Raw genomic sequence first — 15064 nt, forward strand, 5'->3', positions numbered from 1 at the left:
CCCGGCCTGCCCCCGGGGGCTCGGTCTCCGGTTCACCCGGAGACCGAGCCGCAGTGGACCTCGACCGACGCCTCCGGTCAGGGTCGGTGCTTCGAACTCCGCGCGCGGCCCTCCAGCACGAGCGCCGTCGGGGTCGCCGTGAAGACGCTCGACCAGGTGCCCACGAGGATCCCGGCCAGCAGCGCCACCGCGAAGTCGGTGAGCGAATCACCGCCGAGCAGGGCCAGCGCCGCCAGGATGAAGAGCGCGCCCATGCCGGTGTTGACCGTACGCGGCACGGTCTGCAGGGCCGCGCGGTTCGCCGACCGGGCGAGCGGCTCCTTCGGATCGGCCCGCCACAGCTCCCGGATGCGGTCGAAGACCACCACGGAGTCGTTCACGGAGTAGCCGATGATCGTCAGCAGCGCCGCGAGGAACACCCCGTCGACGGGCCGGCCCGTCCAGGCGAACAGCCCCGTCACGATGACGACGTCGTGCAGCATCGCCAGCACCGCCCCCGCGCCGAACGTCCAGCGGAACCGTACCGCCAGGTAGATCAGCTGCCCGCCCAGCGCGGCGCCCAGCGCGATCACCGCCTTCTTCCGCAGCTCGCTGCCGAGGCTCGGCCCGACCCGCTCGTCGCGCTGCTTGGTGACGGCGCCTCCGTGGCGTTTGACGGCCTCCTGGATCCGATGCTCCTGGCCATCGGTCAGGTTGCCGGTGCGGACCGAGATGCCGTTCTTCCCGGACGCCTGGACGACGGCGTGCGGGAACCCCGCCCCGGAGACGGCGCTGCGGGCGGTGTCCACGTCGACGGACCTGCTCGTGGAGTACTCGACGATGCGCCCGCCGGTGAACTCGGGGGCCAGACCAAGTAAGCCCGGAAGGGGCAAGGCGCAGGTCAGCAAGGTGGGTTTCGGCTTGCGCTCTTACTTGTAGGGCTCTCCTCTCGTCAGGGGGTAAGCCTGACGAGAGGAGAGCCCACCCGTCGCCCGAGGCCGGCTCGATGCCGGGCCGGTCTGGGGGACTTGTGGGTTGTGAGCCAGCCGCGCGCTGCTTCAGGCTGCGGTCGGCCAGCTGGTCAGCCTCTCGATGAACGCCTTCCTGGCCGTGTCATCCCGCAGTTCATCGAACTCTGCCCAGACAGTCCGCGCGGTTTCAGCGGATAGACCGGCAGCGTTGATGGCGTCGGCGAGTTTGGCGATCGTCGGCCATTGGTTTGTCCAGCAGTACGTGCCAGCGAGTTCGCGTAGCCCCGGGTGCATGGCGTCCAGGTCTCCGGCGATCCAGGCACGAGTGTTTTTCACCATTCGCTCGTGGCCAGGACGCAGGAGTTCTTGAACGTCGGCACCGTCCTGTTCGTGACGGGCTGCGTACCGCGCGTGGTTCCCGATGGCTGCGCGGATGGTACGCAGCACACCTTCGTAGACCCGAGGGTCCAGGTAGCGGGCGGACCGGCGCACCGGGTTGATGCTCTTTTCCCGCAGCGGTTCGTCCCGGAACAGACGCTGCACGGGGTGTCCGTGGGCGTCGATCCTGTCTGTGCTCAGCTTGGGGCCGCTGGTCAAGACTTCGATCAGCACGAGCGCGTCCTCGGCGCGGAAGGTTAGACCTTCCAGATCCGGATCATCCGGCAGCACGTACAGGTTCTTGCCGCCGTCGCTGGTGTCCGCGTCGAGGTCGAACAGGTAACCCCGGTCCGCGTTCGGCTGCGGGTCGAAGTACGCCGCCGTCCGGAACAGGTAGAAGCCTTGCACCAAGGTCCCCTTGGCCTGCGGCCAGTACATCTGTTTCAGCGCAGCACGGGCCGTACCACGCATTCCGTTGTCGAGCAGGATGATGTCCTTCCGTGGTTCGGGTTCGTCCACGGGCAGGCCCAGCCGACGCAGAAGGGTTTTCAGGTTCTGAGCCGCGTTGGCCATCTCCTCGGGGGAGATGGTCTTCCAGCTCATCGTCCCGAGCATGGCGTCCAGGTCGGGGAAGGCCCTGCCATGGTTGTGTTTCAGATCCGCCAGTGCACGCCGGACGATGCTCCGGTTGAGGGGGATTTCGATGATGCCCAGCCCCGGTTCGAAGGCGAGGACGATTTCACGGACGTTCTCGCCGTCGCGGCCGACCGACGCGACAATTGCGCCGCGCGCAGCTGCCGCTCGGACGTCTTCGAGCATCCGATGCACGGCCCTCACGTAGAACGGCGCGATCGTCTCCCACGCGGCGTTGTACGCGTCGCGGAGAGCCTGTGTTACGGCGTCCCGGTCGGCCTCGGACGTGAACAGCCCCGGGGTGTTCAGGACCGCTTCTAAAGAGTCCTCGCACTCCTTGTCCCGTTCGGTGTATTTCGTCGCCATTGCGACTCAACTCCTGTCTTCTGTCTTTTTTGTCTAGCTTTCCTGCGCGGCTTTTTGCCGCAAGAATTACTGTCCTGTCTTGCGGCCGTCCCGCTACAAGGCGGTCTTACCGCCCGGCTATCAGGTCAAAGAGGGGCTACTGGTCCCGCTGAGTCTCTCGCTGGGCTTCGGTCAGGGTTTTGTGGACGACGCCGACGGAGACTTTGACTCCGGCGGCGATGGTGCGGATGGATTCTCCGCGCTGGCGGCGGGCCAGGATCGCGGCGCGTTTGTCGTCGTCGACCACGGGTCGGCGGCCGCCGATGCGGCCGCGGCGGCGGGCGGCGTCCAGGCCGTTCCTGGTCTTGCGGACGATGTCGCGGCGGCGGTCTTCGGCCAGGGCGAGGGCAAGGTCGAGAATGAGGGAGCGTTCGGTGTGTTCGCCAGCCGCGATGCCCTCCAGCACTTTGACGGCGACGCCGCGCTGGAACAGGTCGTTGAGGACGATCAGTCCCTCCAGGCCCTCCGCTCCCGAACGTGTCCCCAGCCGCCAGGTAGGTCTTGATCGCGCTGCGGGGTCTTCGCCGGGGTGTCGGGATTAGACGGTTTCCCGACAGGCAGTCCAGAGGCATCGGAAAATCGGACGGTGGGGGATGAAACGCCACGTCGAGTGGCCTGTTTTGAGCGCTGATTGACGACAGTATTTTCCGACAGGTAGAACGGGGCTTCGCCCTTCCCGAGGAGCGCCGGTGCGGATCGTCTACTCCCGCTCATCCACTGCGGCCCAGTCCCTGCTGCGGCAGCGGCACATTCTCACCGAGGCCGGGCTGCTGGTTCGGGCCGAGGGTGTGGCCGAGGGGTTTCACCCGGCACCTGGGGTGCTGCTGTTCGAGGACCCCTGCGACGACATCCAAGATTCCCGCGCTGCAGCGGCCCGCGTTCGCCAGGGTCGCCGCTGCCGCGCACCCCGGCGACATCCTCACGGTGTCGGAGTTGTTCCGGCTCTGCCGCGACCTGGTCGACATCCACGCCGTCCGTGACTGGTGCCAGGCCCGCGGCGTCGTGCTGCGCGTCCTGTCCGGGCCGCTGTCCAACTTCCACGACCTGGCAGCCAACGACGCCACCACCGCGCTGATCATCAATGTGATCACCGCCGTCGGGCAGTTCCAGCGCGACCTGCAGAACGAACTGACCGCCGAAGGGATCGCCGCGGCGGAAGCCGAAGGCCGCTACCGCGGCCGGCCGCCCGCGCTGTCCAGCGCCCGGCTGGAGGAGGTGCGGTCGGCGTTCACCGACCAGGGTGCCTCGATCGCAGCTTTGGCCCGCGCCCATGGGGTGAGCCGGGCCGCCGTCCGGACCGCGCTGGCCGGTCTGCTGCCCGACAGGCCGGTCCCGCCCCCTCGATCAGGATGATCAAGAGGGTGGTGGTCAGGGCCCTTGAGCAACAACCGAACGGCCAAAGGCGATAGCGAGCCGGCTCGGGCCGAGTTACCGCCGTCCGCCGTCCACCGACGGGCCGATCTTGTAACAGCTTGGTGAGTCTTTATTGCTTGTGGGATGGCCGGTCCTACGTTGCGGGGTTCGTTGGTCGCCTTGTGTGGTCACCAGAGGCGTAGCGGTTCCAGGTTCCTCCGGCGTCTGCGGCGAGGCGGATGGCGGGCAGCCGAAAGTTGTTGGGCGAACGGTGGATCCGCCGGCGCCGAGCCTGCCTGGCTCGTGGCTGAGCTGTGGTGACGGGAAGCGCCGATCGGCGGACGAGCCGAGATCCGGACACTCCCGGTTAGACGGCCGGCTGGGAGAGGCCGGACAGGACGATGTCGATTGCCCGGGACAGGGTTTCGGGGTGGGGTGGCATGGTCGCGGACGCCTGGGCCAGGCCGCGGATGAGGAGATAGACCTCCTCGACGGTGGCGGAGGGGCGTACGGCTCCGCTGTTCTGGGCCTGGCGGAGTACCTCGCTGACGGCTGCCTTCAGGCGGTCCGAGGCGTCGATGGCGGCGGGCGAGGGCTTCGCGGGCAGCAGCGTGCCCAGGGTGAGTTTGGTGCCTCCCGTTTCGATCATTGTGCGAAGCAGGGTGCGCCAGCCTGTCGCGGGGTCCGGGGTTGCGGCGATGGCGAGGGCCTGGTGGGTGAGGCGGTCGAAGTGGCGCAGGAGGGTCGTTTCGATCAGCTCCTCCTTGGTGGGGAAATGGCGGAAGACGGTGGCGTGGCCGACGCCGGCCCGTCTGGCGACCTCCTCGGTCGATCCGGCCGCGCCCTGGGTGCCGAAGACCTCCTCGGCGGCGGCCAGGATCCGCTCCCGGTTCTCTTGGGCGTCTTGGCGCATCCGGCTCCCCTTCCCTCAACTCTGGAGAGGACTTTAACCGGAGTTGTTACTTCGGTAGACTTACCGAAGTCTAGACTTCGTTTAGCTCTGGAGGAATGCTGTGCCGTCTTCACCAGCCGATGTCGTCCGTGCCGTCGCCGAAGGGGTCAGCCGTGTGATGGCCGGTGGTCTGAGCAAGGAGGACAAGGAGGCGGAGTTCGACCGCCTCGCGAGTTTGTACGCTGAGCAGACCGACGTCCGGCATCCGTTCGCACCGCTGGGTGACACACCCCTGCGAACCCGTGCCGAGCTGCGGCACCACTTCTCCGACGGGCCGGCCTGGGAGGTTGAAAGGTTCGAGCCGGTGGGCCGGATCCACGAGACCGCCGATCCCGAGGTGGTCATCTACGAGTTCAGCTACGTCGGCTCGGTGGACGGCAGGGACTTCGCGGTGCCGTGCATCTTCGTGGTCCGGGTGCGGGACGGAGTCATCGTCGAGTCGCGCGACTACGTCGATCACGTGGGCATGGCGCGTGCTTTCGGCCGGCTCGACGAGCTGGCCACCGCGCTGTCCGCCTGAGCAGGTGGCGGTGGCCTGGTCTGGGGGCTCGGAGGCCCAGGTCGGTCGTGCCAGTGCCCTTTCAAACAGTCCCCGCGCTCGTTCCTTCCTCTTCAAGCACGCGAGGAGCCGAGGCCTTGGGGAGGGCTGGTGGTGGCGGTTCCCACATCCGAACGGCCGACGGGTAACTGCGCCCGAACCGGCTCGCTACCGCCGTTGGCCGTTCGGTTGTCTCAAGGGCCGTCAGGCCGCGAGGCCGATGTCGAGGCGGCGCTCCATGTCGATGTCGATCGACCCGTACAGGTTCGCGTTGGACCAGAACTGAGCCGCCCTGCGTTTCTTGGATGCGTCTCCACAGAAACCCGAAGCGGCTCACAGGTGTCAAGAAAGCGATCCTGGCTACGACCACACCATGAGCACTGGTGAACTCAGTTTCGACTAAGAGAGGCCTAACCGTCATGTCACTCGTTCGTGTTCACAACTTCTCCGTCTCGCTCGATGGTTTCAGCGCCGGCGCTGACCAGGGCCCGGAGGCACCCTTCGGGCATGCCGGCGACCGGCTGACGCGATGGTTCATGGACACCCGTTCATTTCACCTCATGCAGGGCCAGCAAGGCGGGACCACCGGCGTCGACGACGCCTTCGCGAGCAACTGGGGGGCGGGCATCGGCGCGGAGATCATGGGACGTAACAAGTTCGGCCCGCAGCGCGGACCGTGGACCGACGAGGAGTGGAAGGGCTGGTGGGGCGAGGAGCCGCCGTTCCATACTCCCGTCTTCGTGCTCACCCATCACGTCCGGCCCTCGATCGAGATGAAGGGCGGCACCACGTTCCACTTCATCGACGCCAGCCCGGCGCAGGCGCTTGCGGCGGCCAAGGAGGCCGCGGGTGGCCTCGACGTCCGCATCGGCGGCGGGCCGGCCACCGTCCGCCAGTTCCTCGCCGCTGGCCTGATCGACCATATGCACATCGTGCTCGCGCCGATCCTCCTCGGCCGCGGCGAGTCCCTCTGGGACGGTCTAGAGGGCCTGGAGGAGCACTTCGCCATCGAGTCGGTAAGCTCCCCCAGCGGCGTCACCCACCTCACGTTCACCCGTCGTTAGCCGCGTATGATTTCGGATTTCGGTCAGAGGTCTCGAGGAATTCAGGAGCGGGTCCGGGGGCTGGTGACGTTTCTGCCTGCTGCCGGATACCCTCAGGATGAGCCCCGGGCGCGTCGGAGTCGTTAGAGACCCTGGTATTGGAGTCTTTTAAAGATCTGGTCTTCGACCACGTCGGCGGCGTGGGCGGCGCCGCCGGCGCCGTCCACATCGAGGAACGCCGGCTCAGCGACTACGGCGCCCTTCTCGGCCTGCCGGCCAAGAAGCGGTCATGTTGGGCGAGCGAGGGGGGCGCCGGCGCCGTCGGACAAATATCCGGTGAGGGTCTGGTGTGGCAGGTCGGCATAGGCCTCTGGATCGGGCGCCTGGGCCCGTTCGCCGCGCTGCTCCAGCTCCGCAGGGTGCCACCTGTCCGGATGGGTGAACCATGCCAGCCGTGGCGCGGGATCGGCCCTCCGCTCCCGAACGTGTCCTGAGCCCCAGAGTAGTTCGATCGGTGCAGGTCACGAGGTCTGTGCCGAGGCGTCGCGGAGACCGGGTTTCGGCGCCGGGCGGCGGTGCTGAGCATGCGGCCGAATTGGTGCGGGAGACAACACCGATGCGCTGACCTGCGTCGATGTCGCTCCGCGGACCGGACAGAATCCGCGTTCTGTCCGGTCCAGCGCTACTTGGCGGCTGAGGACAGCTTCGGGAGGAGGACGCCCTCCAGGAGGTTGCGGCCGAGGCGGTCGACCTCCTGGACGGTCAGCATGTCCCCGTCGCGGATGTGGGACAGCGCGTCCAGCAGCGCGGGCCGGTCGTGGGTGTTCAGCTTGCCGCTGATCTTCTCCTCGAACACCTTCAGGCAGATCGGGTCGAGGGCGTCGTGCTGCCGCCTGGTGTTCTGTTTGTCGGTGCTGACCCGGACCAGGCCGATGAGCGCGTTAGATGAACACGCGAACGAACCGTCCACCGGCTCAACAGCCATGGTCAGGCGGCCAGGTCCACGGTGGTGAAGTCGACCTCTTTGAGCACCGGGTTGAAGGCTGCGGGGATGAGCGCGAGTTCGTCGGTGGCGTAGGCGCCGAACCGAGTGATGTGGGAGCGCAGGTAGGGCGACAGGGCGGCGAGCTGGTCGGCGGAGATGGTCCAGCCCTCGGCGACCAGCTGCCGGACGACGTCCATGATGTCCAGGGCGTTGTGGAAGATGACCAGGTTCGCCAGCAGGGTGTTGAACTTGATCAGCTTCTCCTGTTCGTCGGGGTCATTGTTGGCCAGCACGCCGTTGTTGCCGAAGGACAGCCAGTGGGCGAACCCGTTGTAGGACTCGACCTTGTTGGTCGCGGCCGTGACCCGGGCGCGAAGCTGGGGGTCGGCGAGGTAGCGCAGGAGTGCGACCGTGCGCACGCTGCGGCCGACCTCGCGGAACACCTTGTAGAGGCGGTTCTTGCGGGAGTTGGACCGCAGCCGGCGCATCAGCGTCGATGAGCTCAGCTCGCCCTCGCTGATGGAGATGGCGACCTGCATCAGGTCGCGCCAGTGCCGTTCGATCAGCTTCCAGTCGATCACGTTCCGGCCGCCGGCGGCGGTGCGCTCGCCGAACAGCTCGTCGATGTGCCGGTAGACCAGGTGGCCGCTGGCGCGGAAGAAGGTCAGGTCCTTGAAGTTGCGGATGCGGGGCATCAGGTCGAACCCGAACAACGTCGCGAGCGTGAAGACCGGCGCCGACTGGCCCTGGGTATCAGCGTGCACGGTGGTGGGCTGAACGTCGGAGTCATTGGCCAGCAGGCCCTCGATCAGGTGCACCGCCTCCCACACCCCACAAGGAATGAACCGGGAGAACAACGCGACGTAGGTGTCGGCGACGTAGTGGTAGGCGATACCGCCCACGCCCCCGTACCGGATGCTGGTCTCGGCCAGGAGGTTGTCGATGTAGGTCTCCACCTGAGTGCCGTCGGCCGCCACCGCGGTCCCATCACCCCACGCCTTCACCACATCCAGTTCGGCGAACGCGTTGACCACGGTCGCGATCGCGGCGTTGAGCTTGGTCAGGTCGATGTGCCGGTTGCGGACCATCGACAGCTCCCGCGCCGACACCTGGGCGATGTGCTTGGCGGCCTCATACGGGCCCATGTTCACCCCGCCGGTGAACACTGCCATGCAGTACCGGTCCAGCGGCTCTTTGATCTTCGGGTCGCTGCCGGAGGCCGGGCCGAAGTGGTGGTGCCAGCCCAGCCAGTGCGCGGTCCGCGACACGATCGACAGCAGCGACCGCTCGGGCATTTGCCGGGCGATCGCCTCGGCGAGCTGCTCGACCGCGGCCGGGGCAGCCGACCCGCGCCGGCGCTTGAGCGTCGGGACGCCGTCCTCCCCGATCACCAGGTCGGCGTTGTCCTCATACCCGGCGTCCAGCTCGGAGGCCGCGTCCAGGTGCGCGTTCCGCAGCCGCTCGGTGAACCCGGCCGCCGTGTTCGGCAGGCCCACATCGGCGCAGAACTTGTCCAGCAGCGGCTGGCACTGTTCCCAGGTCAGCAGGTTGGCGCGCCAATCGGCGTACGCCCCGGCCCCCACCACCGCCACATCCCCGGTCCGCAGCTCCTCGGCCAGGTAGGTGAACACCATCGCCTCGAAATGCTTGCGCGCCACCATCCCCGGACGGCGCCGGTCAGTCACCGCCCGCTGCCAGTTCCCCGAAGCGAACGCGATCCCCGACATGTCCCACCCCGCCGTACCGACGCCGCCAGCGTCGTCAGTGTCGACGAACCGGTCCACCTCGGCGGCCGAGTCGACCGGGGGCGGGACCGGGATGAAGTCGCGGCGCAGCGCCCAGTGCGCCCGCGCGTGCTCCAACGCGGCCAGCACCGAGTCGTCGGCAGAGGTGGCCACCAGCTCCAGCTTGTCGACCAGCTCGAACATCACCGCCCGGTCCTTGCGGAAGAACCGGTGCACCAGCACCTCGTAGTTGTCGCCGTGGAAGGCCGACACCTCCTCGATGTCCGCCAGCTGGGCGGCGAACCCACCCGCCTGCCGCACCACCTCCACCGCGCGAGATGCCCCATCCCGCTGCTCCGGCTCGCCGGGCCCCTCACCCGTGACGTCGCCGTCCTGGACTGCGGGTCGGTCGGGGTCCAGGTGCTCCAGCACGCCGCGATAGGTGCCGATCAGCCGCTCGGAGGTCGCGCGCTGCCGCTTCTGGATCTCCTCCAGCTCGGTCTTGGCCTTCTTCAGGTTGCCCGCCACCCGCTTACAGAACATCTCGGCCAGATCGTCACGGGCCTGCATCCGCGCGGTGTGCACCAGGCACGCCACCAGCGCCAGCCGCTTGATCGGCTCATACCGCGACAGCGTGTCGACGTCCTGGGCCGCCGCCTCCCCAGCGAAATCGGCGATCTTGCCCGGGGAGACCCCCTCCATCCACGCGGCCGACTCACCCAGCTCCTCGACCTGATCCAGGTACTCGACCTGCGCCTTGAACCGCGACCAGGTCGCGCGCTGCGCAGGCTTCTTGAGCCGGTTGAACATCGACCGGCCATCCAACCCCGCCGTGGACAGCAGCGCCTGCATCCGCTGCCGCCCGTCGGCGCCCATCCGCCGGGCGATCAACGCGAAAAGTTCGGCGTTCACCTCCGCACGGATCCGCGTGGCCATCTCGTCCAGCGTCGAGAACCCCGGCAACTCCAGCGATGCCTCCAGCAGCTTCTCCAACGCGACATTGATCAGATCCGGCGGATGGTTCTTCTTCTCAGCCGCCTTGCGGATCGCAGCCGCCGCGATCGCCCGCGCCCGAACCTTGTCGTACTTCACGCCCTGCCGGGCCCGGACCTGCTTGCGGTGCAGCTTGGCCGTCCGCGACGCCCCATGATCCGGCACCACGTCCGCCTCCAGCTCCAGGCAACGCCGCACGTGGTTGACCACCACCTCCGGGATCTCCTCCAGCGAGCAGAACCGCGCCATCTTCTGGAAGCACTTCAGATCCAGCACCTGCGCGAACCACGCCTCCGGCGTCTTGGCCCGCTCCCGCGACCAGGCGATCTCCTCCGCCGTCGGGGTGAAGAACACATGCAGCACCCGCGCCGAGGTCAGCTTCTTGAACTGCGGGTAGGCGGTGCGCTCAATCGACGTCACTCGCGAGGGCCTTTCCGAACCGCGTCGAACCAGGACCCAAGCACCGTAACGGAACGCAACAATCCAACATCACATAGTTCGCAGAACCGTGATCAAACCAACGCGGACCTGCGCCGTTGCCCCTTTCCGGCTTACTTGGTCTGCCCCCCAACTCCACCCCCAGGTTCAGGCCGCGTACGACGATCCCGGTAACCGCCAGGGCGACGGCGACGCCGGAGACGGACAGCCAGAGACGCCGCCTCCGCATCAGGTCCAGGTCACGCCGCTCGATCCAGCGCCGGACCCGCCCGGTCGTGGCCAGCCCCGTCACGGACGGCCGCGCCATCACCGCCCGCCGGCCGGTCGCCCACTCGGCCAGCACCCGCGTCACCAGGAGCGCCGACACGAACGAGGCGAGCACGCCGATCGACAGCGTGATGCCGAACCCGCGAACCGGCCCTGAGGACAGGAAGAACAGCAGACCCGCGGCGAGCAGGGTGGTCATGTTCGAATCCGCGATCGCCGACCACGCGTTCCGGAAGCCTCGGACCAGCGCCGCCCGCACGCCCCGGCGCGGCATCGCCGCCTGTTCCTCGCGCGCCCGCTCGAAGACCAGGACGTTCGCGTCCACCGCCATGCCGATGGCCAGCACGAACCCCGCCAGCCCCGGCAGGGTGAGCGTGGCGCCCATGGCGCTCAGGGCGGCATAGGAGATCAGCGCGTACGCGGCAAGGCCGACCGCGGCGATCAGGCCCATCAGGCGATAGACCCAGATCACGAAGAGCGCCGTGAGGACGACCCCGATGACCGCGGCCTGAGCGCTAGCGTTGATCGCCTCGGCGCCGAGCGTCGGCCCGACCGTACGCTGCTCGACGACGTCGACCGGCACCGGCAGGGCACCGCCCTGGATCAGCGCGGCCAGGTCCTTGGCCTCCTTCTCCCCGAACTCCCCGGTGATCTGGGTGGACCCGCCGGGGATGCCGGCGCCGCAGCGTACGCTCGGATCCACCTGCGGCGACGAGATCACCTTGTCGTCGAGGAGGATGGCGATCCGGCGCACCGGGTCGCCCGGCGCCGCACAGGCCGCCTTCGCGGTCAGCCGCTGCCACGCCGCGTCATGACGGAAGCCGACCGAGACGAACCAGCCGCGCAGGTTCTCCGGGTCGAACCCCGCCTGGGCTTTGCCGACGTCCTTGCCGGCCAGCGCGGCCGGTCCGACGTTCAGCGGCCGGCCCTTCTCGTCGAGCATGGCGCGGCCGCCGGTGTCCGCCACGGAATGGAACGACAACTGCGCCGTACGGCGGATGACCCCGAGGGCCTGCCCGGAGTCCTGCACTCCGGGGAGCTCGACGATGACGCGGTTGTCGCCGGAGCGGGTGAGCCCTGTTTCCCCGACGCCCAGGGCGTCGATCCGCTTGCGCAACACCTCCACGGTACGGTCGGTGGCCCCCCGATCGGCCTTCGCGTACGGGGAGTCGTGGGTCTGCAGCACGATCTGGGTGCCCCCGCGCAGGTCCAGGCCCAGGCGCGGAGATGTGGTCAGGGTGATGAACAGTGAAGCGGCGATCACGGCGAACGCCAGTAGCGCTCGCACCGCCGTGGCACGAGAAATGGGATGCCTCCATACGAGCCGGCCCGGAACCCGGGCCTACGAATGAACCCCGCCACGCACGTCACGCGACCGCCGAGACCTTGGAACCGCGGAGGTCGGGCAGTCGGTGAGGCCGAACGGCCGCCGAGGTCGCCGCCGCAGCCAAGGACCGCCAAGGCCCAGGGCCGTGGCCCAGGACCGCCGAGGTCGCCGCCACGGCCAGGGACCGCCGAGGCCCGGGGCCGCGGGAGCTACCGTGTCGCGCATCTCCGCGAGCTTTCGCCGAGACCTTTCATGGTCTCGGCAACGGCGATCCACGGCGCAACGACGCCGCCGGCTCCGCTGGAGACCGAAGGTCGCTGAGGCCAGAAGTGCACGCGCCGGTGGCGGGTCCCGCGACGCGTCATGCGTGGCGGGTGATGGTCAGGAGCCCGTGATGGAAGGCGGCCCACGGCCGCGCGGAGTGAGCGGCGACGCCTGGCGCGGTGCCGCCGGAAGGTCGGCGACCGTCCCGAGCCGGAGCCAGGACGTGCCGGTCGCCGTACGACCGGGCACGACGCCCGACGCGGCGTACGGTGAGGACGACGCCGAGGCGCCGTCTGCGGCCCAGGTACGGAGCGTGCTGTGCTTCGTGGCCAGGCCGACGGCGCTCGACACGGTCGCCGCCGTGCCATAGGCCGACGCCGACAGGGACCTGGCCGACGCGGCGTACGCCGACGCCGTACCCGCCCCGGTGGGGAGAGCGAACCCGATGACCCCGAGCAGCAGGGCCAGGGTCCGGAGACGGCGTGCGATGCGATCGTGCACGTCGCCCTCCCGCCGCCGGTGATCTTCCCGCCCACCGTATCCGACGACCGCCGCGGTCACCGCCGGATCGATGATCCCGGCGCCGGCGTACGCCCGGCCGACCGGTCCAGCACCGCCCCGTGTACGTGCGCCTCGATGGCTACCCGGGACGGTCCGGCGGTCAATCGCGTTTGAGGAGGCTGGTCAGGCCGGCGACCACGGCGGTGGTGAGCACCCATCCGGCCGCCGTGAGCGCCCAGGACCAGTACATTGCGGCGCCGTGGGCCTGCCAGGCCTTCTGCTGGCCGAGGTCCACGATCGGCAGCAGCACGTCGAGGGTGTAGCCGAGCGCGTTGAAGCCCGGGCCGTGCGCGTCGACAGGGGTCAGCTCGTGCGGGTAGGCATCGGTGAACACCCAGGTCCCTAGGGCGAGCAGGCCGGCCAGCCAGACGGCGGCGAGCCAGGTGCGGTAGCCGTAGCCGACGGTCAGGTACAGCAGCCAATTGATCAGCTTGCCGGGAGGACTGAAGACCTGGCGGCGTCGCCACTGCTTGGCGAGCGCTACCTGCCGGGCGGCGTCCTCGCGGCCGGCGCGGCGGTACGCGGCGGCGAGCTGGTCGTAGATGTGCGGGACGTAACCGCCGGGGTGACGGGTCAGCCAGCGGAGCCGGGCCCGTACGTCGACCGTGTCGTTCGCGAGGGAGTCGTAGACGAATCCGTGCAATCGCATGGTGGTGGGCCAGGTTCGTTCCTCGTCCTCGAAGATGCCGACCTGAGCGTTGGTGAGGTTCACGACGCCGTCAGGTCGTCGGCGAGGCAGCAGCAACAGCGCTATGGCCCTGCCGCCCTCCAGGTCCAGCGCCTGCCCGCCCGGGGCGGATAGTGCCGATCCGGCCAGGTGGAGTAGACCGCCGATACGGGCGCCGGACAGCTGGATCTCTCCTTCCGCGGTGAAGCCGCCGCGCAGGTACAGGTCGTTCTCGACGGTGAGCCGGAAGGCGCACAGGGCCCGGCCGCCCGGGTTTTCGATCGTGGCGCCTTCGAGGGAGAACACCTCACCGATGCGGGCGTTGAGCATGCGGACCTCGCCCTGGGCGATGAACCCGTTCTGACAGGACATGCCCCGTTCGACGGTGAGCGAGTCGGCGAGCAATGCGGTCCCGCCGGGGTTGGTGAGCCGCGCGCCGTCGAAGGTCAGCGGTCCGCCGACGTGAGCGCCGGTGAGCTGCACTTCTCCTTCGGCGACGAACGCCTGGTCACAGTCGACGCTCTGGTCGACGGTGACCCGGTCGAGCCGGAGCGCGCAGCCGCCGGGATTGGTGAGAGTCGCCCCGGTCAGCGACAACCAGCCCCCGATACGAGCGCCGACCAGCCGGACCTCCCCCTCGACGGTGAACCCGTCCCGGCCGTCCAGGTTCTGCTTGACGGTCAGGCCGTCGGCCATCAGGGCTTCGCCTCCCGGATTGGACAGCCGGGCGCCGATGAAGGACAGCCGGCCGAGGTGAGCTCCGGGCAGGCGCACTTCGCCTTCGACGGTGAAGCCGTTCCGGCAGGTCATGTTCTGCTCGACGGTGAGGCCGTCGCCGGTCAGCGCCCGCCCACCCGGATTCGACAGCCGGGCGCCGACGAAGGACAACCGGCCACCGATCCGCGCGCCGGGCATGTGGATCTCACCGATGGCCGTGAAGCCGTCCCGGCACCACATGCTCTCGGTGACGGTGAGCGCCTCGGCCCGGAGCGCATAGTTACCGGGACCGGTGAGGCGGGCCGTCTTCAACGACAGACTCCCGCCGATGCGGGCCCCACCCAGGGTGACGGCCCCTTCGGAGACGAGGCCGTCGAGATTGAGATCGCCGACCGTGCGCAGTTGGTCCGCGGTCAGCCCCGGCAGATGGCAGCCGGGCAGGCGAATGGCCGGCGCGGACGCCTCCCGCAGATTGACCGGCTGCTCGAAGAGGCAGTCGGCCAGCAGGAGAGGGCAGACCAGCTCCACCGCCTCGAGGTCGAGTTCTCCGGTGATGCGGGCACCGCGCAGCTTCACCGCCCGCAACCGGCCGCCGTCCGGTGTCCGCTTCCCGGTGAGCAGGTCGATCAGCAGGCCCGCCCGTACGGTCCGCTCGGCTCCCCACGCTGCCGCGTTCGCTGGGTCGTCGTAGTGAGCGTCACCGGTTCGGAGGTCGACGAGCGTTCCGGCGGCGACGGCGTGCAGGAGTTGCCGTTCGGCGGCGTCCGACTCCTCGCGGCCGAGCTGCGGATCGACGTGCGGCGTGGTCATCGCGGCGCTTGCTCCCGGAAGGTGGCTCGGCTGGTTGGAAAGTTCGATGAACATGCTCC

Annotated in this window: 13 protein-coding genes; 4 read left to right on the plus strand and 9 right to left on the minus strand. The window is 68.8% G+C overall.

All coding sequences use genetic code 11. From position 1 onward, the window contains the following. Positions 1-77: 77 nt before the first annotated feature. The 3 genes from secF to AB0I04_RS29265 all read right to left on the minus strand — a co-directional run bounded on the left by secF (position 78) and on the right by AB0I04_RS29265 (position 2772). The gene (gene secF, locus AB0I04_RS29255) at positions 78-872 is read right to left on the minus strand and encodes a protein translocase subunit SecF (RefSeq protein WP_360891241.1); all 795 of its coding nucleotides are present in this window, start codon (positions 870-872) and stop codon (positions 78-80) included. A gap of 165 nt (positions 873-1037) precedes the next feature. Next, entirely contained in the window at positions 1038-2327 is a 1290-nt protein-coding gene (locus AB0I04_RS29260) for a hypothetical protein (RefSeq protein WP_360891244.1), read from the minus strand. 136 nt (positions 2328-2463) lie between these two features. Further along, complete coding sequence (locus AB0I04_RS29265) at positions 2464-2772, minus strand: hypothetical protein (protein WP_360891247.1); 309 nt, start codon at positions 2770-2772, stop codon at positions 2464-2466. 380 nt (positions 2773-3152) lie between these two features. Between AB0I04_RS29265 and AB0I04_RS29270 the strand changes: the two genes are divergently transcribed. Then, positions 3153-3719, plus strand: coding sequence for a recombinase family protein (locus tag AB0I04_RS29270; protein WP_360891250.1), 567 nt, complete (start codon positions 3153-3155; stop codon positions 3717-3719). Between the two features lie 367 nt (positions 3720-4086). On the opposite strand, the gene AB0I04_RS29275 is transcribed toward AB0I04_RS29270, so the two are convergent. Continuing rightward, positions 4087-4632, minus strand: coding sequence for a TetR/AcrR family transcriptional regulator (locus AB0I04_RS29275; RefSeq protein WP_360891253.1), 546 nt, complete (start codon positions 4630-4632; stop codon positions 4087-4089). 100 nt (positions 4633-4732) lie between these two features. Here AB0I04_RS29275 and AB0I04_RS29280 point away from each other — a divergent pair, with 100 nt between their 5' ends. The 3 genes from AB0I04_RS29280 (at position 4733) to AB0I04_RS29290 (ending at position 6746) form a co-directional block, all read left to right on the plus strand. After that, entirely contained in the window at positions 4733-5191 is a 459-nt protein-coding gene (locus AB0I04_RS29280) for a nuclear transport factor 2 family protein (RefSeq protein ID WP_360891256.1), read from the plus strand. A 437-nt stretch (positions 5192-5628) separates the two neighbouring features. Further along, a complete protein-coding gene (locus tag AB0I04_RS29285) occupies positions 5629-6273 on the plus strand; it encodes a dihydrofolate reductase family protein (RefSeq protein ID WP_360891259.1) in 645 nt (214 codons plus the stop codon). Positions 6274-6410: 137 nt separating this feature from the next. Beyond that, on the plus strand, positions 6411-6746 hold the full coding sequence (locus AB0I04_RS29290) for a hypothetical protein (protein WP_360891262.1): 336 nt from the start codon (positions 6411-6413) through the stop codon (positions 6744-6746). Positions 6747-6934: 188 nt separating this feature from the next. On the opposite strand, the gene AB0I04_RS29295 is transcribed toward AB0I04_RS29290, so the two are convergent. From AB0I04_RS29295 to AB0I04_RS29315, 5 genes are all read right to left on the minus strand, one after another. Further along, positions 6935-7237: a recombinase family protein gene (locus AB0I04_RS29295; RefSeq protein ID WP_360891265.1), complete on the minus strand. Its 303-nt coding sequence runs from the start codon at positions 7235-7237 to the stop codon at positions 6935-6937. Positions 7238-7239: 2 nt separating this feature from the next. After that, a complete protein-coding gene (locus AB0I04_RS29300) occupies positions 7240-10374 on the minus strand; it encodes a Tn3 family transposase (protein WP_360891268.1) in 3135 nt (1044 codons plus the stop codon). After that, positions 10361-11947: a protein translocase subunit SecD gene (secD, locus tag AB0I04_RS29305; RefSeq protein ID WP_360891271.1), complete on the minus strand. Its 1587-nt coding sequence runs from the start codon at positions 11945-11947 to the stop codon at positions 10361-10363. Before secD ends, AB0I04_RS29300 begins: the two co-directional genes overlap by 14 nt. A 420-nt stretch (positions 11948-12367) precedes the next feature. Next, complete coding sequence (locus AB0I04_RS29310) at positions 12368-12751, minus strand: hypothetical protein (protein WP_360891274.1); 384 nt, start codon at positions 12749-12751, stop codon at positions 12368-12370. A 160-nt stretch (positions 12752-12911) separates the two neighbouring features. Beyond that, the gene (locus tag AB0I04_RS29315; protein ID WP_360891277.1) at positions 12912-15059 is read right to left on the minus strand and encodes a hypothetical protein; all 2148 of its coding nucleotides are present in this window, start codon (positions 15057-15059) and stop codon (positions 12912-12914) included. Between the last annotated feature and the right edge of the window lie 5 nt (positions 15060-15064).

This window comes from Actinoallomurus sp. NPDC050550, assembly GCF_040655075.1.
Taxonomy (GTDB): domain Bacteria; phylum Actinomycetota; class Actinomycetes; order Streptosporangiales; family Streptosporangiaceae; genus Actinoallomurus.

Coding starts and splice junctions, on each gene's coding strand:
- AB0I04_RS29315 (WP_360891277.1), bottom strand. CDS start 15,059: ATGTTCATCGAACTTTCCAACCAGCCGAGCCACCTTCCGGGAGCAAGC.
- AB0I04_RS29285 (WP_360891259.1), top strand. CDS start 5,629: ATGTCACTCGTTCGTGTTCACAACTTCTCCGTCTCGCTCGATGGTTTC.
- AB0I04_RS29295 (WP_360891265.1), bottom strand. CDS start 7,237: ATGGCTGTTGAGCCGGTGGACGGTTCGTTCGCGTGTTCATCTAACGCG.
- AB0I04_RS29260 (WP_360891244.1), bottom strand. CDS start 2,327: ATGGCGACGAAATACACCGAACGGGACAAGGAGTGCGAGGACTCTTTA.
- AB0I04_RS29275 (WP_360891253.1), bottom strand. CDS start 4,632: ATGCGCCAAGACGCCCAAGAGAACCGGGAGCGGATCCTGGCCGCCGCC.